The organism is Agrobacterium sp. El2ro-1b (assembly GCF_048298475.1).
Classification (GTDB): domain Bacteria; phylum Pseudomonadota; class Alphaproteobacteria; order Rhizobiales; family Rhizobiaceae; genus Agrobacterium; species Agrobacterium fabrum.
The window spans coordinates 419,208-440,724 of sequence record NZ_CP103459.1 but is presented as its reverse complement, the minus strand read 5'-3'; the positions used below and the strand labels follow the sequence as shown (position 1 = coordinate 440,724).

At 59.9% G+C, this 21,517-nt stretch carries 20 protein-coding genes; 14 read left to right on the top strand and 6 right to left on the bottom strand.

Features of this window, described 5'->3' with window-relative positions:
- Positions 1-17 precede the first annotated feature (17 nt).
- The 8 genes from xylB to NYR50_RS16250 all read left to right on the top strand — a co-directional run bounded on the left by xylB (position 18) and on the right by NYR50_RS16250 (position 11,297).
- Positions 18-1,472, top strand: coding sequence for a xylulokinase (gene xylB, locus NYR50_RS16285; RefSeq protein WP_418138262.1), 1,455 nt, complete (start codon positions 18-20; stop codon positions 1,470-1,472).
- Between the two features lie 243 nt (positions 1,473-1,715).
- Positions 1,716-3,026 carry a xylose isomerase gene (gene xylA / locus NYR50_RS16280; RefSeq protein WP_121691808.1) on the top strand — a complete coding sequence of 437 codons (1,311 nt, stop codon included), beginning with the start codon at positions 1,716-1,718 and terminating at the stop codon, positions 3,024-3,026.
- A gap of 744 nt (positions 3,027-3,770) precedes the next feature.
- Positions 3,771-5,162 carry a GH1 family beta-glucosidase gene (locus tag NYR50_RS16275; protein ID WP_418137624.1) on the top strand — a complete coding sequence of 464 codons (1,392 nt, stop codon included), beginning with the start codon at positions 3,771-3,773 and terminating at the stop codon, positions 5,160-5,162.
- Positions 5,163-5,329: 167 nt separating this feature from the next.
- A complete protein-coding gene (locus NYR50_RS16270) occupies positions 5,330-5,959 on the top strand; it encodes an NAD(P)H-dependent oxidoreductase (protein WP_418137623.1) in 630 nt (209 codons plus the stop codon).
- Positions 5,960-6,327: 368 nt separating this feature from the next.
- The gene (locus NYR50_RS16265) at positions 6,328-7,368 is read left to right on the top strand and encodes a methionine ABC transporter ATP-binding protein (RefSeq protein WP_418137622.1); all 1,041 of its coding nucleotides are present in this window, start codon (positions 6,328-6,330) and stop codon (positions 7,366-7,368) included.
- Positions 7,358-8,026 carry a methionine ABC transporter permease gene (locus NYR50_RS16260; RefSeq protein WP_418137621.1) on the top strand — a complete coding sequence of 223 codons (669 nt, stop codon included), beginning with the start codon at positions 7,358-7,360 and terminating at the stop codon, positions 8,024-8,026. The genes NYR50_RS16265 and NYR50_RS16260 overlap by 11 nt, the downstream gene beginning before the upstream one ends.
- A gap of 51 nt (positions 8,027-8,077) precedes the next feature.
- Positions 8,078-8,857 (top strand): MetQ/NlpA family ABC transporter substrate-binding protein, encoded by a 780-nt coding sequence (locus tag NYR50_RS16255; protein ID WP_006316668.1) that lies wholly within the window; start codon positions 8,078-8,080, stop codon positions 8,855-8,857.
- 196 nt (positions 8,858-9,053) lie between these two features.
- Positions 9,054-11,297: an EAL domain-containing protein gene (locus NYR50_RS16250; RefSeq protein ID WP_418137620.1), complete on the top strand. Its 2,244-nt coding sequence runs from the start codon at positions 9,054-9,056 to the stop codon at positions 11,295-11,297.
- A 125-nt stretch (positions 11,298-11,422) separates the two neighbouring features.
- Here NYR50_RS16250 and NYR50_RS16245 read toward each other — a convergent pair whose 3' ends face one another.
- The 3 genes from NYR50_RS16245 to NYR50_RS16235 all read right to left on the bottom strand — a co-directional run bounded on the left by NYR50_RS16245 (position 11,423) and on the right by NYR50_RS16235 (position 13,921).
- Positions 11,423-12,367, bottom strand: coding sequence for a rhodanese-related sulfurtransferase (locus NYR50_RS16245; RefSeq protein ID WP_418137619.1), 945 nt, complete (start codon positions 12,365-12,367; stop codon positions 11,423-11,425).
- Between the two features lie 173 nt (positions 12,368-12,540).
- A complete protein-coding gene (locus tag NYR50_RS16240) occupies positions 12,541-13,449 on the bottom strand; it encodes a CHAD domain-containing protein (RefSeq protein WP_418137618.1) in 909 nt (302 codons plus the stop codon).
- Positions 13,433-13,921, bottom strand: coding sequence for a CYTH domain-containing protein (locus NYR50_RS16235; RefSeq protein WP_006316661.1), 489 nt, complete (start codon positions 13,919-13,921; stop codon positions 13,433-13,435). Before NYR50_RS16235 ends, NYR50_RS16240 begins: the two co-directional genes overlap by 17 nt.
- Positions 13,922-14,092: 171 nt before the next feature.
- Between NYR50_RS16235 and NYR50_RS16230 the strand changes: the two genes are divergently transcribed.
- The 4 genes from NYR50_RS16230 (at position 14,093) to NYR50_RS16215 (ending at position 16,731) form a co-directional block, all read left to right on the top strand.
- Positions 14,093-14,731 carry a 2-dehydro-3-deoxy-phosphogluconate aldolase gene (locus tag NYR50_RS16230; protein WP_006316659.1) on the top strand — a complete coding sequence of 213 codons (639 nt, stop codon included), beginning with the start codon at positions 14,093-14,095 and terminating at the stop codon, positions 14,729-14,731.
- A gap of 122 nt (positions 14,732-14,853) precedes the next feature.
- Positions 14,854-15,549: a tellurite resistance TerB family protein gene (locus NYR50_RS16225; protein ID WP_418137617.1), complete on the top strand. Its 696-nt coding sequence runs from the start codon at positions 14,854-14,856 to the stop codon at positions 15,547-15,549.
- A gap of 257 nt (positions 15,550-15,806) precedes the next feature.
- Positions 15,807-16,499 carry a GNAT family N-acetyltransferase gene (locus NYR50_RS16220; RefSeq protein ID WP_418137616.1) on the top strand — a complete coding sequence of 231 codons (693 nt, stop codon included), beginning with the start codon at positions 15,807-15,809 and terminating at the stop codon, positions 16,497-16,499.
- Positions 16,486-16,731 carry a hypothetical protein gene (locus tag NYR50_RS16215; protein WP_418137615.1) on the top strand — a complete coding sequence of 82 codons (246 nt, stop codon included), beginning with the start codon at positions 16,486-16,488 and terminating at the stop codon, positions 16,729-16,731. The genes NYR50_RS16220 and NYR50_RS16215 overlap by 14 nt, the downstream gene beginning before the upstream one ends.
- A gap of 80 nt (positions 16,732-16,811) precedes the next feature.
- Here NYR50_RS16215 and NYR50_RS16210 read toward each other — a convergent pair whose 3' ends face one another.
- From NYR50_RS16210 to NYR50_RS16200, 3 genes are all read right to left on the bottom strand, one after another.
- Positions 16,812-17,861 (bottom strand): nickel/cobalt transporter, encoded by a 1,050-nt coding sequence (locus tag NYR50_RS16210; protein ID WP_418137614.1) that lies wholly within the window; start codon positions 17,859-17,861, stop codon positions 16,812-16,814.
- Positions 17,855-18,496, bottom strand: coding sequence for a DUF1007 family protein (locus NYR50_RS16205; RefSeq protein ID WP_006316594.1), 642 nt, complete (start codon positions 18,494-18,496; stop codon positions 17,855-17,857). The genes NYR50_RS16210 and NYR50_RS16205 overlap by 7 nt, the downstream gene beginning before the upstream one ends.
- A 95-nt stretch (positions 18,497-18,591) precedes the next feature.
- The gene (locus tag NYR50_RS16200; protein WP_418137613.1) at positions 18,592-19,770 is read right to left on the bottom strand and encodes a hypothetical protein; all 1,179 of its coding nucleotides are present in this window, start codon (positions 19,768-19,770) and stop codon (positions 18,592-18,594) included.
- 270 nt (positions 19,771-20,040) lie between these two features.
- Between NYR50_RS16200 and NYR50_RS16195 the strand changes: the two genes are divergently transcribed.
- Both NYR50_RS16195 and NYR50_RS16190 read left to right on the top strand, forming a co-directional pair.
- Positions 20,041-20,328, top strand: a complete 288-nt coding sequence (locus tag NYR50_RS16195; protein WP_006316592.1) for a hypothetical protein — start codon at positions 20,041-20,043, stop codon at positions 20,326-20,328.
- A 538-nt stretch (positions 20,329-20,866) separates the two neighbouring features.
- Positions 20,867-21,514, top strand: coding sequence for an outer membrane protein (locus NYR50_RS16190; RefSeq protein WP_418137612.1), 648 nt, complete (start codon positions 20,867-20,869; stop codon positions 21,512-21,514).
- Positions 21,515-21,517: the final 3 nt, after the last annotated feature.

Genomic DNA, 21,517 nt, shown 5'->3' with positions numbered 1-21,517 from the left:
CCGGAATGGAGAAATACATGTATCTCGGTCTCGATCTTGGCACGTCAGGCGTCAAAGCCCTGCTGATGGACGGCGATCAGAAAATCATCGGCTCGACCAACGGCTCGCTGGACGTTTCGCGCCCGCACCACGGCTGGTCCGAGCAGAACCCGGCGGACTGGATTGCCGCGACGAAAACGGCCGTTGCAGGCTTGAAGCAGAAGTTTGCGAAAGAGCTTGCCGCCGTGAAAGGCATCGGCCTTTCCGGCCAGATGCATGGCGCGACGCTTGTGGATGCCGAAGGCAAGGTGCTGCGCCCCTGCATCCTGTGGAACGACACGCGCTCCCATGCCGAAGCCGCCGCGCTCGATGCCGATCCGCGTTTCCGCAAGATCACAGGCAATATCGTCTTCCCCGGCTTTACCGCGCCGAAGCTTGCCTGGGTGGCGAAGAACGAACCCGACATCTTCGCGAAAGTGGCGAAGGTATTGCTGCCGAAGGATTATCTCCGCCTTTGGCTGACCGGCGAATATATCTCGGAAATGTCGGATTCCGCCGGCACCTCCTGGCTCGATACCGGCGCGCGTAAATGGTCCCCTGAGCTGCTTGCCGCCACCGGGCTCGATGAAAAACACATGCCGTCGCTGGTTGAAGGCACGGATGAGGCGGGCGTTCTTCGCACTGAGCTGGCTTCCGAATGGGGTATTTCCGGCCGCGCCGTCGTCGCCGGTGGTGCCGGCGACAATGCGGCGTCGGCCTGCGGCATGGGCACGGTGAAGGAGGGCCACGCCTTCGTGTCGCTCGGCACATCAGGCGTCCTCTTCGCCGCCAATGCCTCCTATCTGCCGAAGCCGGAAAGCGCCGTGCATGCCTTCTGCCATGCGCTGCCCAACACCTGGCACCAGATGGGCGTTATCCTCTCCGCCACGGATGCGCTGAACTGGTATTCGCGCCTCACCGGGCAATCCGCTGCCGATCTGACCGGCGAACTCGGCGAGACGCTTCTCGCACCGACCGGCGTCACTTTCGCGCCCTATCTTTCCGGCGAACGCACGCCGCATAATGACGCTGCCATCCGTGGTTCCTTCATCGGCCTGTCGCATGAAAGCGACCGCAAGGCGCTGACCCAGGCCGTGCTGGAAGGCGTGACTTTCGCGATCCGCGACAATCTCGAAGCGCTGAAATCCGCCGGCACGTCCATCTCCCGCGTCACCGCTATCGGCGGCGGCTCTCGTTCGGCCTATTGGCTGGCCTCGATCGCCACCTCGCTTGGCGTTCCCGTCGATATTCCGGCTGAGGGCGATTTCGGTGCGGCCTTTGGTGCCGCCCGTCTCGGCCTGATTGCCGCGACTGGGGCCGATCCGGTTGCCGTCTGCTCGCAGCCGGAGACGGCGCGGACGATTGAGCCGGTGGCAGCGCTTGGCGATGCTTATGAAGAGGCTTACCGGCGGTATCATGCGCTTTATCCGGCTATTCGGGCGCTTTCGCAGTGAGGTGTCGAGGGTGCGGTTTACCCCCCTCTGTCCTGCCGGACATCTCCCCCTCAAGGGGGGAGATCGAATTGCTGCGCCGTCCCGGCCATCTCTCACATTGCTGAGGATGCGCCGAAGTTATCGTCTTGCCGATCTCCCTCCTTGAGGGGGAGATGTCCGGCAGTACAGAGGGGGGTAAGCGGCAAACGCTGACCTTAATTTTTGAACACCACCCAAACCCACCCCAAGAGGAGGAACCACCCAATGAGCACAGGCTTCTTCGGCGATATCGCCAAAATCAAATATGAAGGCCCCGACAGCACCAATCCGCTGGCCTTCCGCCACTACAACCCCGACGAGATCGTCGGTGGCAAGCGCATGGAAGATCACCTGCGTTTCGCGGTTGCCTACTGGCACACCTTCACCTGGCCGGGCGGTGATCCCTTCGGCGGCCAGACTTTCCAGCGCCCGTGGTTTGAAGACACGATGCAGGCCGCCAAGCTGAAGGCAGACGTGGCCTTCGAGTTCTTCTCGCTGCTCGGTTCACCGTTCTATTGCTTCCATGACGCCGATGTGCGTCCGGAAGGCAAAAACTTCGCCGAGAACACCAAGAACCTCAACGAGATCGTCGATTACTTCGCCCAGAAGCAGGCCGATACCGGCGTGAAGCTGCTGTGGGGCACGGCCAACCTCTTCTCCAACCGCCGCTTCATGTCGGGTGCCGCGACCAATCCGGACCCGGATGTCTTCGCCTTCTCCGCCGCAACCGTGAAGACCTGCATGGACGCCACCAAGACGCTCGGCGGCGCGAATTATGTTCTGTGGGGCGGTCGTGAAGGTTACGAGACCCTGCTCAACACCGATCTGTCGCGTGAACTCGACCAGCTCGGCCGCTTCCTCAATTTGGTGGTGGAATACAAATACAAGATCGGTTTCGAAGGTACGATCCTGATCGAGCCGAAGCCGCAGGAGCCGACCAAGCACCAGTATGACTACGACGTCGCAACCGTTTATGCCTTCCTGCAGAAAAACGGTCTCGAAAAAGAAGTGAAGGTCAATATCGAGCAGGGCCACGCCATCCTCGCCGGCCACTCCTTCGAGCATGAGCTGGCCATGGCCAATGCCTTCGGCATTTTCGGCTCCATCGACATGAACCGCAACGACTACCAGTCCGGCTGGGATACCGACCAGTTCCCCAACAACGTGCCGGAAATGGCGCTTGCTTATTACCATGTTCTCGCCGGCGGCGGATTCAAGAATGGCGGCACCAATTTCGATTCCAAGCTGCGTCGCCAGTCGCTCGATCCGCAGGATCTGCTGATCGGTCATATCGGCGGCATGGATTGCTGCGCCCGTGGCCTGAAGGCGGCGGCGAAAATGATCGAGGACGGCGCGCTGTCCAAGCCGCTTTCCGAGCGTTACGCGAAGTGGGATTCCCCGGAAGCCCAGAAGATGCTGCGCGGCGAGTTGAAGCTCGAAGAGATCGCAGCGCTGGTCGAGCGCGACGATATCAATCCTGAGCCGAAGTCCGGTCGCCAGGAATATCTCGAAAACGTGGTCAATCGTTACGTTTGACGTGATTGTCGGGGTGACGGCAACGTCACCCCCACATCGCCTCGCTCCGCTCCGGCACTTCTCCCCGGCGGGGAGAAGAACAAGCTTCCTGCTCCTTGCCACATGCCAGGGGCGCGGCATATTTCTTCTCCCCGCCGGGGAGAAGGTGGCCCGAAGGGCCGGATGAGGGGGCCTGTTCGCCATCAGCACCCCAAGGTGAGGACAATTCCGCACCACCCCTCCTTCGTTTTCAGTTACTTCCCGAAAAATACGTTCCCACTCATCCCCATCAGCCCGTTTGGCCGCATCATTCTTCCCGCAACCGGAACGGAAGGGCGATACGCGCGGCGCCCTTTGCGAACCGGAGGCCGGCATCGACAAGCATGGTTCTGGCAAACCATGTTTCTGAAAGGCATCCCGCCGGGCCAGAGGCGGGAAGGGCTGATCGGATAGATGCCGTGAAAAGGCCGTGACCGATGGGCCGTTATCGCCGCCCCCACGGGCCGTTATCACGGCCCTGACAAGGCGGCCCGGCGAATGCAAAAACTTCTACCACTTCCCCATTCCACCCGCATTCGCCGGACCGATGCCTTGCGCCGCCGGCTAAACCGCCGCGGCGGCATTTGTGCATACAAAGCGCTTTGGACTTGTTAACTGCGCATCCTGAAACGTTGTAGATTCTGCCTGCCCGGCTGTACCTCGCACGCGACATGGTCTAAACCGCTGCTGATCTTTTCACGCTCGATGGATAGAAAGGCCTCTCGGATGACCGATCCCCAAACGCTTGCAGCCCGTTTCCCCGGTGATTTCCTGTTCGGCGTCGCGACCGCCTCGTTCCAGATTGAGGGTGCAACCAAGGCAGATGGCCGCAAACCCTCCATCTGGGATGCCTTCTGCAACATGCCAGGCCATGTCTTCGGGCGTCACAATGGCGATATCGCCTGCGATCATTACAATCGCTGGGAAGAGGACCTCGATCTCATCAAGGAGATGGGGGTCGAGGCCTATCGTTTCTCCATCGCCTGGCCGCGTATCATTCCCGATGGTTTCGGACCGATCAACGAAAAGGGCCTGGATTTCTACGACCGTCTCGTTGATGGCTGCAAGGCGCGCGGCATCAAGACCTATGCGACGCTTTACCATTGGGATCTGCCGCTGACCCTGATGGGCGACGGCGGCTGGGCCTCGCGCTCCACCGCCTATGCTTTCCAGCGTTACGCCAAGACCGTCATGGCCCGTCTGGGCGACCGGCTGGATGCGGTGGCGACCTTCAACGAGCCCTGGTGCGCGGTGTGGCTGAGCCACCTCTACGGCATTCACGCGCCGGGCGAACGCAACATGGAGGCGGCCTTGGCCGCCATGCACCACATCAATCTCGCCCATGGTTTCGGCGTCGAGGCATCCCGCCATGTAGCGCCAAAAGTGCCGGTGGGGCTGGTGCTGAACGCCCATTCCGTCATTCCGGCTTCCGACAGCGAGGCCGATCTGAAGGCCACTGAGCGGGCATTCCAGTTCCATAATGGCGCGTTTTTCGATCCGGTCTTCAAGGGCGAATATCCGGCGGAGATGATGGAGGCGCTGGGTGATCGCATGCCAGTCGTGGAGGCGGAAGACCTCGCCATCATCAGCCAGAAGCTCGACTGGTGGGGCCTGAATTATTACACGCCGATGCGCGTTGCCAACGACGCGACGCCGGGTGCGGAGTTCCCCGCCACCACACCGGCTCCCGCCGTTAGCGATGTGAAGACCGATATCGGTTGGGAAGTTTATGCTCCGGCGCTCCAGTCGCTGGTGGAGACGCTCTACAAGCGTTACGACCTGCCGGAATGCTACATCACCGAAAACGGCGCCTGCTATACTGTCGGCGTCGAAAACGGGGAGGTGAATGACCAGCCGCGGCTTGATTATTATGCCGAACATCTCGGCATCGTCGCCGATCTCATCCGCGACGGTTACCCGATGCGCGGTTATTTCGCCTGGAGCCTGATGGATAATTTCGAATGGGCAGAGGGCTACCGCATGCGCTTCGGCCTCGTGCATGTGGATTACGACACGCAGGTGCGTACGCTGAAGAACAGCGGCAAGTGGTATAGTGCTTTGGCTTCGGGATTTCCGAAGGGCAATCACGCTCCTGAAAATACGAAGCAGGAAAAATAATAAGTAAACAAAATCATCAGTCATGCTGAGTTTTTCGTTGGTTACTCCGCGGTGCCTGCTTGCACCCGTCATCCCGTCCCCTATGTCAGGCAGGCTACGAAGGCGTAGCGTCCGTTTCTGCCTCTCAAAGAGGCAGGGCGGGCTGGTCCTCCCAAGGGAAAACGAACATGCTTATTGAAAAACTCAACTGGCGTTATGCCACCAAGAAAATGGATCCTTCCAAGACAGTCGCGGAAGACAAGGTCGAGCGTATCGTTGAGGCGGCGCGGCTGGCGCCCACCTCCAGCGGCCTGCAGCCTTTCGAGGTGATCGTCGTCTCCGACCCGGAAGTGCGCGCCAAGATCCGCGAGATCGCCTGGAACCAGGCGCAGGTCACCGAAGGTTCGCATCTGCTGGTATTTGCGGCGTGGGACAATTACACCGAAGAGCGGATCAACCACATGTTCGATCTGGTCAATGAAGAACGCGGCATCAAGAATGAAGGCTGGGAAGCCTATCGCCAGATGCTGCTCACCACCTATCCGCAGCGCGACCAGCAGGTGAATTTCGAACATGCTGCGCGTCAGGCCTATATCGGCTTCGGCATGGCCGTGGCCCAGGCCGCTTTCGAGGGTGTGGATTCCACCCCGATGGAAGGTTTCGATCCGGCCAAGCTCGACGAGATTCTCGGCCTGCGTGAGAAGGGCCTGCGCTCCGTCACCATCCTGCCGCTCGGTTATCGCCAGCCGGATGGCGACTGGCTGGTGAACCTGAAAAAGGTCCGCCGCCCGCTCGAGGAATTCACCAGCCGCGTGTGATTTTCATATCGTCGCGAAATCTTGACTGCCGCAGGGCCGCCAAGGCGGCTTTGCGGTAGATTTTTTCTCTCTTTTCAGATAATTGAAAAAACATCCCTGTTAAAAGGTGGCGTGTGCGGGCAAGTATGCGCCATCGAATTGCCGATCCCCGGCATTTCTGAGTGAAAGCCTGACGAAATGACCCGGAAAATCAGCTGTCATCGAATGTGCCCGAAGGCTGCATGAAGAGAGCGGTTCAGCACCGCAACAGGATTTTTTGAGACCCGATCCGTCACGCATTCCCAGAGTTCACAATGAATTTTCCATCCAGTGCGGCCTCGCCCGCGCGTTCAGAACAGGCGGTCCCGGAAGGGGCGGCAAAGGAGCCGATGGTCACGTTTGAAGGCGTGACCAAGACCTTTGGCGGTACCGACGGCAAGCCCGGCTTCGCAGCCCTTGCCGGTATCGACTATACCGTGCCGAAAGGCTCCATCACCGGCATCATCGGCCGCTCGGGCGCTGGCAAGTCCACGCTCATCCGCCTCGCCAACGGCCTTGAAAAGCCCTCGACCGGCCGTGTGGTCGTTGATGGCGTCGATGTTGCAGCGCTTGATGAAAAGAGCCTGCGCACGCTGCGCCGGTCCGTCGGCATGATCTTCCAGCACTTCAACCTTTTGTCCTCACGCACCGCTTTCGATAATGTGGCCCTGCCGCTTGAAATCGCCGGCCTGGGCAAGAAGGAAATCGAGGCTCGCGTCGCGCCGCTGCTCGATCTCGTCGGGCTTTCCGACAAGGCAAAGCGGTATCCGGCGGAACTCTCGGGTGGCCAGAAGCAGCGTGTTGGCATTGCCCGCGCGCTCGCCACCCAGCCGAAGCTGCTTTTGTCCGACGAGGCGACCTCGGCGCTCGATCCGGAAACGACGCAGTCCATCCTCGAACTGCTGAAGCGCATCAATGCCGAACTTGGCCTGACCGTGCTGCTCATCACCCATGAGATGGAAGTGGTGAAGACCATCGCCTCGCAAGTGGCCGTCATCGACAGGGGCCTGATCGTCGAGGAAGGCACGACCTTCGACATCTTCACCGCGCCGAAACATGAGACGACGCGCAGCCTGCTGTCGTCCTCGGTCGGTGTGAAGTTGCCGCACTGGGTCACTTCGGGGCTGAAGCAGGAAGCCACGGACGGCGACCGCGTTCTGGTGCGCCTGGTCTTTTTCGGCGAGACGGCTTTCCAGCCACTTACCGCCCGGCTTGTTGCTGAAATCGGCCCAGACGTGAATATTCTCGCCGGTACCATCGAGGAAATTTCCGGCCAGCCCTTCGGTTCGCTCGTTGTCTCCTATCCGGCATCGGCTGAGGTCGCCGCCCGCGCCAACCGCTTTTATGCGGAAACCGGTCTTCACACGGAGGTGCTCGGTTATGTCGCCTGATATGATCTTCAACCTTCTTTTGAAGGGCCTGTTGCAGACGCTGCACATGGTGGCGGTGGCCGGCATTGTCGGTTCGCTGATCGGCGTGCCCATGGGTGTGTTCCTCGCCACCAGCGGCAAGGGCGAACTGTTTCCAGCACCGATGACCAACCGCATCCTCGGCCTCATCGTTAATGCGGCGCGCTCCACGCCCTTCATCATTCTTGTCGTGGCGATCATTCCTTTCACCCGTCTCGTCGCCGGCACGTCGATCGGCACCAATGCGGCCATCGTGCCGCTGACGGTTGCGACCGTACCCTTCATCGCAAGGCTGGTGGAGGCGGCGATCCGCGAGGTGGACAAGGGCCTGATCGAGGCCGCCCGCGCCATGGGCGCGACGCCGTTGCAGATCGTCACCAAGGTGCTGCTCGCCGAAGCCAAGCCCGGTATCACGCTGGCGCTGACGCTGACGCTGGTCAGCCTCATCGGTTATTCGGCCATGGTCGGCGCGGTCGGCGGCGGCGGGCTGGGTGACCTCGGCATCCGCTACGGTTACCAGCGCTTCATGCCTGATGTGATGCTGGCCGTGGTTCTGGTGCTGATCGTGCTGGTGCAACTGGTGCAGAGCGCCGGCGACCGGCTGGCGCGCAGTTTCGACAAGCGGACCCGGAAGAACTGATCCGACCGTTCAAGACCGATACCCAAGAACAACAAACCCAAGGAGACACCCATGAAGAAACTCATACTCGCGGCTTCGCTCGCTGCTCTCTTCACCGCCGGGCAGGCGCTGGCGGAAACCATCAAGATCGGCGTTACCCCCGCCGAACACGCGCAGATCATGGAACAGGTGAAGAAGATCGCGGCTGCCAAGGGCCTCGATATCGATATCATCGAATTCTCCGACTATGTCGTGCCGAACCAGGCGCTGAATGATGGCGAGTTGCAGGCCAACTCCTTCCAGCACCAGCCTTACCTCGACAACCAGATCGCCGACCGCAAGTTCGATCTCGTCAGCGTCGGCACCACCATCACCACCCCGATGGGCGTTTATTCCAAGAAGGTGAAGAACCTTGACGAGCTGAAGGACGGCGCAACCATCGGCATTCCGAACGACCCGACCAATGGCGGCCGTGCGCTTCTGGTTCTCGCCTCCAAGGGTGTGCTGAAGGTCAAGGAAGAGGCCGGCCTGAAGGTAACGCCTGCCGACATCACCGAAAACCCGAAGAACATCCAGATCGTCGAACTTGACGCCGCCCAGCTGCCGCGTTCGCTTGACGACACCGACGCTTCGGTCATCAACACCAACTATGCCACAGCTGCGGGCCTGAACCCGAAGAAGGACGCCATCGCCATCGAAAGCGAAAAGTCTCCTTATGCAAACGTCATCGCCGTTCGTGCGCAGGACAAGGACAAGCCCTGGGTGAAGACGCTGGTGGAATCCTACCACAGCCCGGAAGTTAAGGCCTTCATTCTGGAAAAGTACAACGGCACGGTCATCCCGTCCTGGTAAGAAACTGCCGCATGGTGGAATTGATTACCTCTCCCGTTCGCGGGGGAGGTTTTTTGTTTTGGGAACGGCGATAACCGGTTTTCCGTGAAAAACCCCTGCCATTTCAGGGAAAGATTTTTCAGCTTCTCGCCCGGACTGTCGTTTTGTACCCGTTGTTTTTTGGGGCGGCGTTGCGGGGCGGTTTAACGCCTTTTGAATGTTTCCTTCGCAAGATGATGCTTTAAAAGGGGATTTTATGCGGATTGCGCCGCGCAACATTGGGGACTATTTGCCGGTCGGGCGCAGAACCGCCGTCGGCGTCGTATTGTCCACCTTCGCGCTGGTGCTTCTCATCGTCACCGCGCTCGTCCTCTCAGCCCTCAGCCAGGTCCGGGAAAAAGCCAACCTGCTCGACAATGCCCGCTCGCGAGAAACGACGGCGGGTGCTCTCGTCACCTTCCGCGATCAGCTTGGCGCGACGCTGAACGATTACGCCGCATGGGACGATGCCGCCGAGTATGTCTACGCCCCTGATCGTTTCGACTGGGTGGCAAGCAACTATGGCGAGATGACGGTCAACAGCGATCTTTTCGACACCGCCGTGGTATTGGATGAAGACGGCAAGACCCGAATGGCTTACCAGGACGGCAAACCGGTGAAATGGACTTATGACACCTATTTTGCCGCTGGCCTGAAGGAGATGATCGAGCGGGTGCAGGCCATGCGCCCAAGCATCACCTCGCAGGTGACGGGTTTCGTCAAAACCGAAGACGGCGTCGCCGCTGCCGGTGTCGCGCTTGTTCGGCTCAAATCCGGCGCGCTGGCCACGGATAGCACTGAGCGTCGTTATCTGATCTTCGCCCGGCACCTCAAGCAGGCGACGGTGGACAAGCTTGCCCGCAATTACGTCGTTGAGGGGCTGGAACTTCAATATGGCGACGGACCTGCCGCCAATCATGTGGATATCGTCAATCCGCTGGGGCAGGTGCTGGCCCGGCTCGTCTGGCGTTCGCATCTGCCGGGGGATGTCAGCTTCCATGAAGCGCGGCCGGTGGTCTTTACCGCGCTCGGTATTGCCGGCACGTTTTTCCTGGTACTGCTCATCATCGGCTCGGCCACGCTCGACCGGCTGAAGGCGGATGAGGCGGCGGCGCGGGAAGAGGCGCTGCGCGACCGGTTGAGCGGGCTCGACAACCGCGCCGGGCTGTTTGCTCACCTCACCCGCATGGTCGGCAAGGCCCGCCACGACAAGACCGATATCAAGCTGCTCTATCTCGATCTCGACGGCTTCAAGGAAATCAACGATTCCTATGGCCATGCCGCCGGCGACCGGCTGATCAAGGGCGTGGCGGCGGCGCTGCGGGTGCTGGTGCCGGAAGGCGCGGTGCTGGCGCGGCTCGGCGGTGATGAATTCGCCATCGCCATTCAGGGCAACGATGTCTGGTCGGAAGGCCGCAAGCTGTGTCTGGCGCTTCTCGAACTCTTCACCGAGCCTTTCAGCATCGGCGAACGGGTGGCGAGCATCGGTTGCAGCATCGGCACGTCGGTTTCCCGCGCCGGCGATATCAATGGCGAGGAACTGTTGCGCCGTGCCGATATGGCCATGTACCAGGCCAAGGAGAACGGACGCGGGCGTTACGTCTCCTATGAGCTGAAGATGGATGCGCTGCGCGAAGAGAAACTCCAGCTGGAAGCGGATCTGCGCTCCGCGATCCTGAATGACGAGATACAGGTGGTTTATCAGCCGGTTGTCAGCGCCGCCACGCGCTGCATCACGGGTGTGGAGGCATTGGCCCGCTGGCAGCGGCCGGGTTATGGTTTCGTGCCGCCGGATATTTTCATTGCCGCCGCCGAGACCAGTGGCCTGATTGACCGCCTCGGCCTTCTGGTGCTGCGCAAGGCCTGCGAGACGGCACGGCAATGGCCGTCCATCAAGCTGTCGGTGAATATTTCCCCCGTGCAGTTCCGCAATCCCGCCTTTTCCGGTTATGTCGCGGATATTCTCGATGCGACGCAGACGCCGTCCGAAAGGTTGCGGCTGGAAATGACGGAAGGCTATTTCATCCAGCATCCGGAGCGGGCGAGTGCGGCGATCGACAAGCTGAAGCAGCTCGGCCTGCACATAGCGCTTGATGATTTCGGTGCCGGTTTTGCCAGTGTCGGTTATCTGCGCCGCTTCGGTTTCGACCGCATGAAGATCGACCGCTCGCTGATCATGGCGCTCGATAAGGGCGGCCGCTCGCTGGAAATGCTGCAGGCGACCGTAGCGTTGGCGAAATCGCTCGACATTCCGGTGACGGCCGAAGGCGTCGAGACGGAAGAACAGGCGGCCATCCTGCATCTGTGCGGCTGTGATGAACTGCAGGGCTACCTGTTCTCGAAGCCGGTTGCTGCCGAAGATATCACCACCATGCTGGACGGGCAGGACGCACCGCTATTTGCGCTTCGGGCGGGGGCGTGAGGCTGATTACCTCCACCGATTCTTGATCACCTAAGGTGCGGTTCATTTCTTCTTCCCGCCGGGGAGAAGAAATACGCGGCACCCGCTCGATCCAAATGCAAATGCAGTCCGATAGCCGAGCCGGCTTACCGCCCCAGATGCCGTTCGCCGCGGGTCTTTGCCAGTTCGATCTGCTGCTGCCGGTCGCGGAAACGCTGGCGATCGTCTTCGCTGCGCTCGTCGTAACAGCTCGGGCAGGATACACCTTCCTCGAATTTGGGTGACAGTCGAACTTCCGGCGTTATCGGGTTGCGGCAGGCGTGGCAGAGCTGGTGGTCGCCTTCGGCAAGGCCGTGCACCACGGAGACGCGCTCGTCGAAGACGAAACAGGCGCCTTCCCACAGGCTCTCTTCTTCCGGCACTTCCTCCAGATATTTCAGGATGCCGCCCTTGAGGTGATAGACCTCGTCGAAACCCTGTTCCTTCATGAAGGCGGTGGCCTTTTCGCAGCGAATGCCACCGGTGCAATACATGGCGATCTTCGGCTTGTTGTGCAGGCCGGGATTGTTCTTCACCCAGTCGGGAAACTCGCGGAAGGTTTTCGTCTGCGGATCGACCGCGCCCTTGAAGACGCCGATGGCGGTCTCGTAATCATTGCGGGTGTCGATGACGATGGTATTCGGGTCGGAAATCAACGCGTTCCAGTCTCGCGCCTCGACGTAGGTTCCGACAATGCGGTTCGGATCGATATCCGGCACGCCCATGGTGACGATCTCTTTCTTGAGCTTCACCTTCAGGCGCACGAAAGGCATGTGCGAGGCACGGCTTTCCTTGTGCTCCAGTGCGGCAAATTCCGGCTGGGCGCGCAGGAAGGAAAGCACGGCCTGAACGCCCGCATCCGGCCCGGCAATCGTGCCGTTGATGCCTTCGGCGGCAAGCAGCAGCGTGCCCTTGACGCCATTTTGCTGGCAGAGTCCGAACAGCTGCTCGCGCAGGCTCTCGAACCGCGGCAGGCGGGCGAAATGATAAAGCGCTGCCACAAGGAAATCACCAGAGACTTCCGGGCGGGGGAGAATGGTCGTGTCGGTCATGGGCGCTGAAATACAGCGACAGCGGCCGCAAAGCAATATTTATCAGCGGATCGCGCTATTTTGAAAATCGTCAAATATCAGATGCAAGGATGCAAAAGAGGGCAGGCGGTTCGTGCCTCAAACCCGGGATGGGTGAGAGCGCAACACCCCATCCCAACACCGCAGTCTTCAGCCTATTTCGCCGCCTGGCGCCACAACAGGCCGACGATGCGACTCTCCGTGCGGGCGGATTCGGAAAACACCTCGTCGGCCAGTACAAGGCCTTCGGCACGCAGCGCCTGCTGCCGTTCGATGATTGCAGCAAGTAGCAGGGCCAGCCGCTCGCCATTGCCGAAACGGTCCGGTTCCCCGTCGGCGACGGCGGTAAGGACGGAGAGATCATGCTCGTGGCCGAGAATATCGACCAGCCGCTTGGTGTCGGCGCGCTTGGCGCGCATGGCAGACGGCCAGAGGCGGCGCATCAGGCCAAGATGCATCCAGTAGGTCTGGCCCGCCTTGCGCAATTCGTGGAAATGTTCGACATCCGCCTGCTCGCGACAACAGGAGAGCGCCTTGCGCGCTTTGACCCTCTGTTTCGCCCAGCCGGTTCTCACCAGTCTTGCGGTCTTGTTCAGGTCATCAGGCAGGGAAAGGCCCTCCAGCCTTTCGCGTCCCGTTTCGCAGCCGGCAATGGCCGCCGCAATCGCCTCATCGAGACCGGCTTCGTGGTCAAGGGCATCGTCGCGGCGTTCGCGTAGCATGATGGTAACCGACCGCAATGCCTCACCCTGCGTATCGGAAGCCGCAAAAGCCTCGAGATATTCCGCGGTTTCCACCAGCGCCGTCGCATCACGCGCAAAGGCGAGCGAGCGGGCGATATCGCGGAAGCGGGTATTTTCCTCGCGGGCGAAATCGGGCGCTACCTTGCGGATCAGGCGATAGAGCGCCCGCAACCGCTTGAAGCGCTTGCGGGCATCGTGCACCGCCTCATGCGATCCCGACGGCTGGTCGCGCAGGATGGTGACCGCATCCTCGATCAATTCCAGTCCGGCCCGGCGGATTTCATCGCCGAAAGGCTTTTTCGGATCAATTCTGAAGGGCATCCGACAGGTCTCCATTCGGACAGTCCATGGCAAGCGACTGGTTGGAGAAGCGCTTGTCTCCGGTGACTTCCCTGCCCAGCCAGGACGGCAGATCGGGATTGGCGTTCTCGTCATTCATTTCGACTTCGGCCACGACCAGCCCGCGATATTGTCCTTCGAAAACATCCACCTCCCAGGTGAAGCCGCCATGGTCCACCGTGTGGCGCGTCTTCTCGATCACCACGCCCGGTGCGCTCGCCATCAGCTCTTCCGCGTCTTTGAGGGGAATGGAATATTCATATTCATCGCGGACAAGCGCGCTTGCGCCGATCTTGATGGTCAGTGTGGCATCACGCCCGTCGACGATCCTGACCCGGACCGAGCGATTTTCCAGCGAGGCGACATATGCCTGCCGAAAAGCCATGCTATGTGTCACCTCATCGCGCCATTCACCGCCTGCAACAAGAAACTTCCGTTCGATTTCCTTGGCCATGCTGTCTCCGCAAACTGGGGGGGCAGATTATCGCAAGAGAGCTTCATGAAGAAGCGAATTGATTGAAGTATCTGGATGAAAAATGGCCCCGCCATGCCTCGACATCAAAGCCGGGGCAGGCTAATCGGTAAACGGGATTTCAATCGTTTCAATCGCGCAAGGAGGCTCGTCTTGGCCCAGGATTCCGAAAAACTTCTCTCCATCCTCAAACTGCAGCCGGTCGTGCCGGTGCTGATCGTGGATGATGCCGCTTCCGCCGTTCCCCTGGCGCGCGCTTTGGTTGCAGGCGGCCTGAAGGCAATCGAGATCACCATGCGCACTCCGGCGGCACTCGATGCCATTCGTGCGGTTGCCGCGGAAGTGGAAGGCGCCCATGTCGGCGCCGGCACCATCCTCAACGCTAAGGATTTCGAAGCGGCGGCCGAAGCGGGCTCCACCTTCATCGTCAGCCCCGGCATCAATAAAAGCGTGCTGGAAGCCGCGCGCGCTTCCAAGGTGCCGCTGCTCCCCGGCGCCGCCACGGCCAGCGAAGTGATGGCGCTGCGCGACGAGGGCTACAAGGTGCTGAAGTTCTTCCCGGCGGAACAGGCCGGTGGTGCGCCTTACCTTAAGGCGCTGTCTTCGCCGCTTGCCGGCACGGTATTCTGCCCGACCGGCAGCGTATCGCTGAAGAATGCCAATGATTACCTGTCGCTGCCGAATGTCGTCTGCGTCGGCGGCTCCTGGGTTGCCCCGCGCGAACTGGTGGCGACCGGCGACTGGGCGGGCATCACCAAGCTTGCCGCCGAAGCGGCTGCCCTGCGCGGCTGATTTTGCGCGGCTGATATGAGCTCTGTCAAACCCGTTCACGAAGGCGTGAGCGGGTTTGACATTTGTATTCGGCCCACGGCTTCCTATCTCCCCTGTAGATTTGACCTCTACAGGAGATTTTGATGTTCGACGCCAAGAAGCTTCTTGAACAATTCCTCGGCTCTCAGGTGCCGGGCCTTTCGGGAAGCGTCCGTGACAGAGCCGGGCAGGCCGCCGATATCGCCAAGAACAATCCCCTGAAGGCCGGTGCCCTTGCCGCCGCCATTTTCGGAACCAAGACCGGCCGCAAGCTCGCCGGCAATGTCGCCACCATCGGCGGTGTCGCCGCCATCGCCGGCCTCGGTTATCTCGCTTACAAGAACTACAAATCCGGCCAGGCCCCAGAAGCCGCGCCGAAACCCGAGCCGGAGCTTCTCGCCCCGCCGGCTGATTCCGCCTTCCATCCGCAATCGCCAGCCCTTTCCAATGATTTTGCGCTGAAGCTCATCCAGGCGATGATCGCCGCCGCCAAGGCCGATGGTCATATCGATGAGCAGGAGCGCGCCAATATCATGGACAAGGTCCAGATCTCCGGCCTCGATACGGAAGCCGAGCGGTTCCTGGAAAAGGAACTGGCCGATCCTCTCGACATCGACGCGCTGGTGGCTGCTGCCCGCACCGAAGAGCAGAAGGTGGAGCTTTATACGGCTTCGCGGCTTGCAATCGAGGCGGATACGCGGGCGGAGCGGGGGTATCTCGACCTTCTTGCCGGGCGCCTGGGATTGCCGGATGCGCTGGTGGATCATATTGAGGCGACCGTGGTGGCGGCGAAGGTGTAAGTCGGAGTTTGGGGTTCACCCCCCTCTGCCCTACCGGGCATCTCCCCCTCAAGGGGGGAGATCAGCCAGCAGGTAACGCTCGCTCACTCGCAACGTTGAGGATGGCCGAGAGGCCGCCTCATGTCGATCTCCCGCCTTGAGGGGGAGATGCCCGGCAGGGCAGAGGGGGGTGAGCGCCACCCACCAAGAATGCCGTATCCACTGTTGTCATCCTGCCCCGCTTGCCCTAATCCTTCTGCCAGCAAATGGGGAAGAGAATGCGCGATCTGAGTGATTTCAAAGGATGTCCGGCGCCCAAGCCGGTGGTGCTGAAGGGCCGTTACGTAACCGCCGAGCCGTTCGATCGCGAAAAACATCTCGAAAAGCTCTGGACAGCACTTGGCGGCGAGGGCGTGAATGCGCTGCTCAAATATTTCCCGCAAAGCGCCTTTCCCGATGCCGATGCCTTTGGTGACTGGCTCATCGGCGCAGGCGAAAAGCTCAACTGGGTGACGCTCATCTTTGTCGAAAATGCCACCGGCGAGGTCGTCGGCATGGCGAGCTACATGCGGCCTGATCCCGCCAATGGTGTGGTCGAGGTCGGTTCCGTCGCCCATGGCGCGAAGATGAAGCGCTCGCCGCTCGCGACGGAAGCCCATTATCTGATGGCGAAACATGTGTTCGAGGATCTGGGGTATCGCCGTTACGAGTGGAAATGCCACAATCAAAACGAGCCCTCCAAGATCACTGCGAAACGGTATGGTTTCACCTTCGAGGGTGTCTTCCGCCAGCATATGGTCTCGAAGGGGCAAAACCGGGACACGGCGTGGTTCTCGATGATCGACGGTGAATGGCCGGTGATCGGCAAGGCCTTCGAAGCCTGGCTTGCGCCTGATAATTTCGCCTCTGATGGCAACCAGAAGCGCAAGCTCGAAGATATCCGCGCGGAGCTGACCAATGCCAGCGCCTGAGAAACCAACGCCTGCAAAGCCGACCAGCGGCAAGAAGGATTGGTCGCCGGCCATCGCCGCCGCCCTCATCATCATCGGCTTCGGGCTGGTCTTCTTCGTCATGCCGAAGATCATGCTGTGGCTGGGTGATTATTCGCCCTGGCTCGCCGCCAGCTTCGGCACCGTGGCGGTGTTGTGTTTTTTCCTGCTGTTCTGGCTGCGGGCGCGGTATCAGCGCCGCCGCGACGGGTAGGGCACTAAAATGGGCTCTATTTCTTCGTTTTATCGCATTTTCCGGGCGTAAAACCGCTCCGCAGTTTTACTGGAAATGCTTTAGAACTGAAGCGACGCACCGAGCAGCAGCAGCCCCATGATCAGCACGAAAAGCGCGCCGGCGATTTCGATCGCGTGGCTGATGCCGGCGGCCTTGCGGCTGCCGGGGCCGGCGAAGCGCACGGCAAGCCCCTTGGCGGAAACGGCCATGATGGCGAGAGCCGATACTGTGATGGCGGTGCCGAGCGACATGGCGAGCACGGAAAGCACGCCGCCGAGATAAAGCCCGTTTAAAAGCGCAAAGCTCATGACGATGATCGCGCCGGAACAGGGCCTGAGGCCGACCGCGATAATGGCCGACCATGCTTCATGCAGGCTGAAATTTTTGCCCTTCAAGAGCATGGGATCGGGTGCGTGCGACTTTCCGCAGGCGGTGCAGAGATCGCCGGTGCCGTTGTGATCATGGTCAGCAAAGACCGGCTTGCCCTGGAACCGCAGGCCCGTGCCCATGCCGGTGGTTCTGGCCGCCGGGGCCTCGCCCGCCGTGGCGAAGACGGGAACCGGTTCGCGCCGGATGCGCAGCGACCAGAGCTTGCGCACCAAGAGCCAGGCGCCGAACAAAGCCACCATGGCAAAGCTGGCGATCTCCATCGCCTGCGTCGCCTTGGTCATGGTGATGGAGGTGCCGCGCAGCACCAGCCAGGCAGCACCTACAAGGCCGATGGCCATCAAACCCTGAATGAGCGCGGAGACGAAGGAAATCAGGATGCCGCGTCTCAGCTGCGTTTCATTGGCGATCATATAAGAAGAGATAACCGCCTTGCCGTGACCGGGGCCGGCGGCATGGAAAACGCCATAAGCAAAGGAAAGGCCGATCAGCGAACCGAGCGCCCAGCTATCCTCACGCATCGCCCTCAGCGCACCGGTCAGCGCGCGGTAGAACATCTGCTGGTGCACGTTGATCCACTGCATCAGCGGCGCAAAGGGCCCGCCGACGGAAAAGGACGGCTCCGCCGAACCGATGCCGAGCGGCGACTGGGCATGGGCAGCACCGGCCACCGCGATGAGGCCGATGGCGATGGCGGCAAGACTTGCCCTGCGGCTCAGCATGATATCTCCAGCCGGGTGGCAAAGAGTTTTGTCATGTCGGTGCCCGTCGGATCGTTGAAGAAGGCATCGGTGAGCGAACTCTGGTTCTGCGAGATCACCTCGTCGGGATCGGGACGCACGATATGGTGCTTGCAGGCATTCAGATCCTTGCCCTCGGTGGCGATATCGCCGTCCTTGGCAAAATCGATCGCCGTATACATGGTCGGATCCCAGGCGCCGAAGCTGAGCTTGCCCTTGATGGCCAGAGGTTTGGCCGGCTTCACGGAAAAGAACATCAGGATCTGCTGATCCTTGTAATCCACATGAATGGCGTCGGGCTTGCCGAATTCCACCGGTTTCCCGTTGGCGGTGATGAAGGTGTAATAGGAATATTCGGCAAGCGATTCCTTGACCGTATTGCCGATCTCGGCCAGCTCGTCCTTGTCCAGCTTCAGGTCGCTGTTCTTGTCGTAATCCATCACCACGCTTGCCGAGAACATCTCGTCAAAACGCCAGATGTTGCGTACTTCCTGAATGGTGCCGTTCGGCCCCTCGACGATTTCCATGCGGGCTTCCGCGAAGATGTGCGGATGCGCCGAAGCGGCAATGGGAATGGAGGTCAGGCCAGCCGCAAGAAGCAATAGTCGTCTGTTCATTATCCGGTCTGTCCTGCCTTCGAATCTTGAAGGACCGACTCTAGCAGAAATTGGGACCGAATTTCGACCTGATCCCGCGCCGCTCCCGGGAGACGTCAGAAGGTGCCGCTGAAACGCGATGTGATGCTGGAGCCGTCATAAGCGAGGTCGGTATCGCGTTCGCCATGCAGCAGGCGATTAAATTCCAGTTCCAGCTTGCTGTTCTTGCCGATATCAAAGGTCAGCGTAGCCACCAGCCTGCGCTCGCTGCTGTCGTAATTGTAGTAGATCCAGTCCTTCTGAACGCGCCGCAGGGCAAGATCGAGCCCCACTTTTTCGGTGAGCCTGCTTTTCATGACGAGCTGCCAGCGGCGGTGAAATTCGGCGATGGAATCGTCCGGATCAAAAAGCGCATAATCCTGCGAATAACCGATACCGAAGGCGAGGCGCTCGGAGGCTTTCATTTCCGCTTCCGCCCGTAGATAAGGCCGGGTGCGCTTCACCTTGTCGCTGATCTCGTCCCCGGAAATGGTGGTGAGACCCGCCTCGGCCAGAACCGCGAAACGCTCGGAGAACTTGTAGCCATAGGCCAGCGAGCCGCGCAGCGTCTGGGACGGGAAGCGCTCGTATCTTTCCTGCTGCCCTTCCGGCACGAGAATGCGGTCATAGGCGATGGTCAACCCTGCCTCGCCGCCGGCGAGCGGACGCACATGTTCGGCCTTCAGCGATAAAAGCGCCTCATTGGCTTCCAGCCGGGTGGGCATGAAATAGGCCGGGCGGAACCGTGCCTTGCCTTTCAACAGGCTGGCATAACTTGCCGTCAGCGTATTCTTGCCGCCGAGTGCGAGGATGCCGAGCTGGGAAGAGGCTTCCAGCTTGTGATCCAGCCGCCGGTAACCGATGTCTTCTTCCGGCAGATGCAGGAAGATATCGCCGGCATCGCTGCGGGTGCCGCGCAGCTCGACAGCCCATTCCAGCTTGTCGGAAAAGCGTTTCGTCAGCCCCAGCGCGGCGATCGTATTGTGTTCATTGGCGAAGCTGTAGCGGGGGAGGCGGACCTCCTCATGCTCGAGCGAATAACGCAGCTCCGCACCCTCAAGCACGACCTTGCCATTGAGCCCCAGACCGGCACGCAGCGAAATTGCGCTCAGCCGGTTGGTGTCGGCGAAATAATTGCTGTCATACGCGATGCCGGACTTGTAGGTGACATTATGCTCATCGGTGTTTTCACCCGCCCGCGCAGCGGAGGCACAGGCAAGCCCGAGAACAAGCGCGATATATCCCCCCAGCCGCATTCGCATCTCCGGTCTCTAATTAAGCAATATCTTATATTTGGATGGTTAATAAAGTCTCCCGCGCCATTTTACTGTCGCCACGTCGCTGTTGGACACCAATGCCGTAATAGAGGTGAAGCGCATGAAAGATAGGTACGTAAAATCCTATTAAAATAACCAGTATTAAAGTTAATTGTTTATTGTAATATTAGCCTTTGCTTGAATTAGAATCCTCTAAATATACAGTTCAGTTACGCCAGATGGCGTGATCAAACATAAGAGGAGAGAGAAATGATTGCTAAATTTGCTTGTGTCGCCGCTATTCTTACTGTCGCTTCCGTTGGTCAGGCCAATGCGGGCGGTCTTCTGGGTGGCATCCTGTCCGGTAACAGCAACAAGGGCGGCGCCCTCGTCGTTGTCTCGCCGAGCATCGATCTCGGTGTCAGCGGTATCCTGTCCAATAATGGGATCCTGAACGGCAACAAGACCGGCATCCTGAACGGCGTGCTCAACGGCAACAAGACGTCCGTCGATGGTATCGACAACAAGAATGACGGCGGCAAAAAGCGCCGGCACTGAGGGACGAAGAAAGGGATGGCGAAACCCTCGGCTTTCGCCATCCCGCTCTGAATGAATGGTTCGGAAATCGACAGGGATTTTCGACACAGACGATGCGCGCAGCACATGGACCGGCAAAGGCCCGAGTTTGCGCATCTATGGCGCAAGGCGCTGCCGGCAAGAACAAACGGCGCATCGCATGACTGCAAGGGGGCCTTTGGGCTCCCTTTTTTTGTTGGCGTGACCGCCGATGACTGCACACACAAAAAAGCGGGATGACCACTACTCATGATGGTTTTTGTGACGCGATGGCAGCCACGATATGTTACGGCGGACAGCCCGGGATTATTCGAGTGAATTCGAATTTATATTTGGTAAATATTGAAAATATTAATCGGAATACGTTCGGAAAGAGTTTTTTTGTATAGGCTGTTTCCGTGATTTTAACCACGATGTTCTTCAGTCTAGGGGTGCGTCAACCCCGTCATCACCTGCGTTTCTGGTCGCGAAATACTCGCATCACGCAGGTGGCGGGATGGTATTTTCAAGGAGCTATCGCATGTTGAAACAATCTCTTCTCTCCCTCGGCCTGCTCGGCATCCTTTCCGGCGCCTCCGTTGCCGCCGACGCCGTCGGCGATATTCCGGCAGCACCGGCCGTCAATGACGTTGCGCCTGCCTTTTCCTGGGACGGTGTTTATGTCGGTGCCTCGGCCGGTTATGGCTGGAACCGCGTGAAGTCGACCACCTTCGGTGTTACCACCAAGCACGAATTTGACGGCGGCCGTTTTTCCGGTTTCGCGGGCTATAATTTCGAAGTTGCATCCTCCGTCATTCTCGGCGTCGAAGGCGATCTCGGTTACGCTTGGGGCGACAAGACCATCGTCACCAGCGAGGTTTCCGCGGGCCTGAACGGCTCTGCACGCCTGCGCGCCGGTTATGCGATCGACCGGGCGCTGATCTACACCGCAGCCGGTTACACCGCGACGGACAGCGAAGTGAAGGCGCCCTTCGGTGAGGACAGCAAGGTACTGCACGGCTGGACTGTCGGCGCGGGTATCGACTATGCCTTCACCAACAACCTGTTTGGACGCGTCGAATATCGTTACAACGACTTCGGCAAGGCGACCTACCATACCGGTCCGATCACTTCGAAAGGTGACGTCAGCGAACATGTCGTCAAGGTTGGCCTTGGCGTGAAGTTCTGACGG

Coding starts and splice junctions, on each gene's coding strand:
- xylB (WP_418138262.1), top strand. CDS start 18: ATGTATCTCGGTCTCGATCTTGGCACGTCAGGCGTCAAAGCCCTGCTG.
- xylA (WP_121691808.1), top strand. CDS start 1,716: ATGAGCACAGGCTTCTTCGGCGATATCGCCAAAATCAAATATGAAGGC.
- NYR50_RS16275 (WP_418137624.1), top strand. CDS start 3,771: ATGACCGATCCCCAAACGCTTGCAGCCCGTTTCCCCGGTGATTTCCTG.
- NYR50_RS16270 (WP_418137623.1), top strand. CDS start 5,330: ATGCTTATTGAAAAACTCAACTGGCGTTATGCCACCAAGAAAATGGAT.
- NYR50_RS16265 (WP_418137622.1), top strand. CDS start 6,328: ATGGTCACGTTTGAAGGCGTGACCAAGACCTTTGGCGGTACCGACGGC.
- NYR50_RS16260 (WP_418137621.1), top strand. CDS start 7,358: ATGTCGCCTGATATGATCTTCAACCTTCTTTTGAAGGGCCTGTTGCAG.
- NYR50_RS16255 (WP_006316668.1), top strand. CDS start 8,078: ATGAAGAAACTCATACTCGCGGCTTCGCTCGCTGCTCTCTTCACCGCC.
- NYR50_RS16250 (WP_418137620.1), top strand. CDS start 9,054: ATGTTTCCTTCGCAAGATGATGCTTTAAAAGGGGATTTTATGCGGATT.
- NYR50_RS16245 (WP_418137619.1), bottom strand. CDS start 12,367: ATGACCGACACGACCATTCTCCCCCGCCCGGAAGTCTCTGGTGATTTC.
- NYR50_RS16240 (WP_418137618.1), bottom strand. CDS start 13,449: ATGCCCTTCAGAATTGATCCGAAAAAGCCTTTCGGCGATGAAATCCGC.
- NYR50_RS16235 (WP_006316661.1), bottom strand. CDS start 13,921: ATGGCCAAGGAAATCGAACGGAAGTTTCTTGTTGCAGGCGGTGAATGG.
- NYR50_RS16225 (WP_418137617.1), top strand. CDS start 14,854: ATGTTCGACGCCAAGAAGCTTCTTGAACAATTCCTCGGCTCTCAGGTG.
- NYR50_RS16220 (WP_418137616.1), top strand. CDS start 15,807: ATGCGCGATCTGAGTGATTTCAAAGGATGTCCGGCGCCCAAGCCGGTG.
- NYR50_RS16215 (WP_418137615.1), top strand. CDS start 16,486: ATGCCAGCGCCTGAGAAACCAACGCCTGCAAAGCCGACCAGCGGCAAG.
- NYR50_RS16210 (WP_418137614.1), bottom strand. CDS start 17,861: ATGCTGAGCCGCAGGGCAAGTCTTGCCGCCATCGCCATCGGCCTCATC.
- NYR50_RS16205 (WP_006316594.1), bottom strand. CDS start 18,496: ATGAACAGACGACTATTGCTTCTTGCGGCTGGCCTGACCTCCATTCCC.
- NYR50_RS16200 (WP_418137613.1), bottom strand. CDS start 19,770: ATGCGGCTGGGGGGATATATCGCGCTTGTTCTCGGGCTTGCCTGTGCC.
- NYR50_RS16195 (WP_006316592.1), top strand. CDS start 20,041: ATGATTGCTAAATTTGCTTGTGTCGCCGCTATTCTTACTGTCGCTTCC.
- NYR50_RS16190 (WP_418137612.1), top strand. CDS start 20,867: ATGTTGAAACAATCTCTTCTCTCCCTCGGCCTGCTCGGCATCCTTTCC.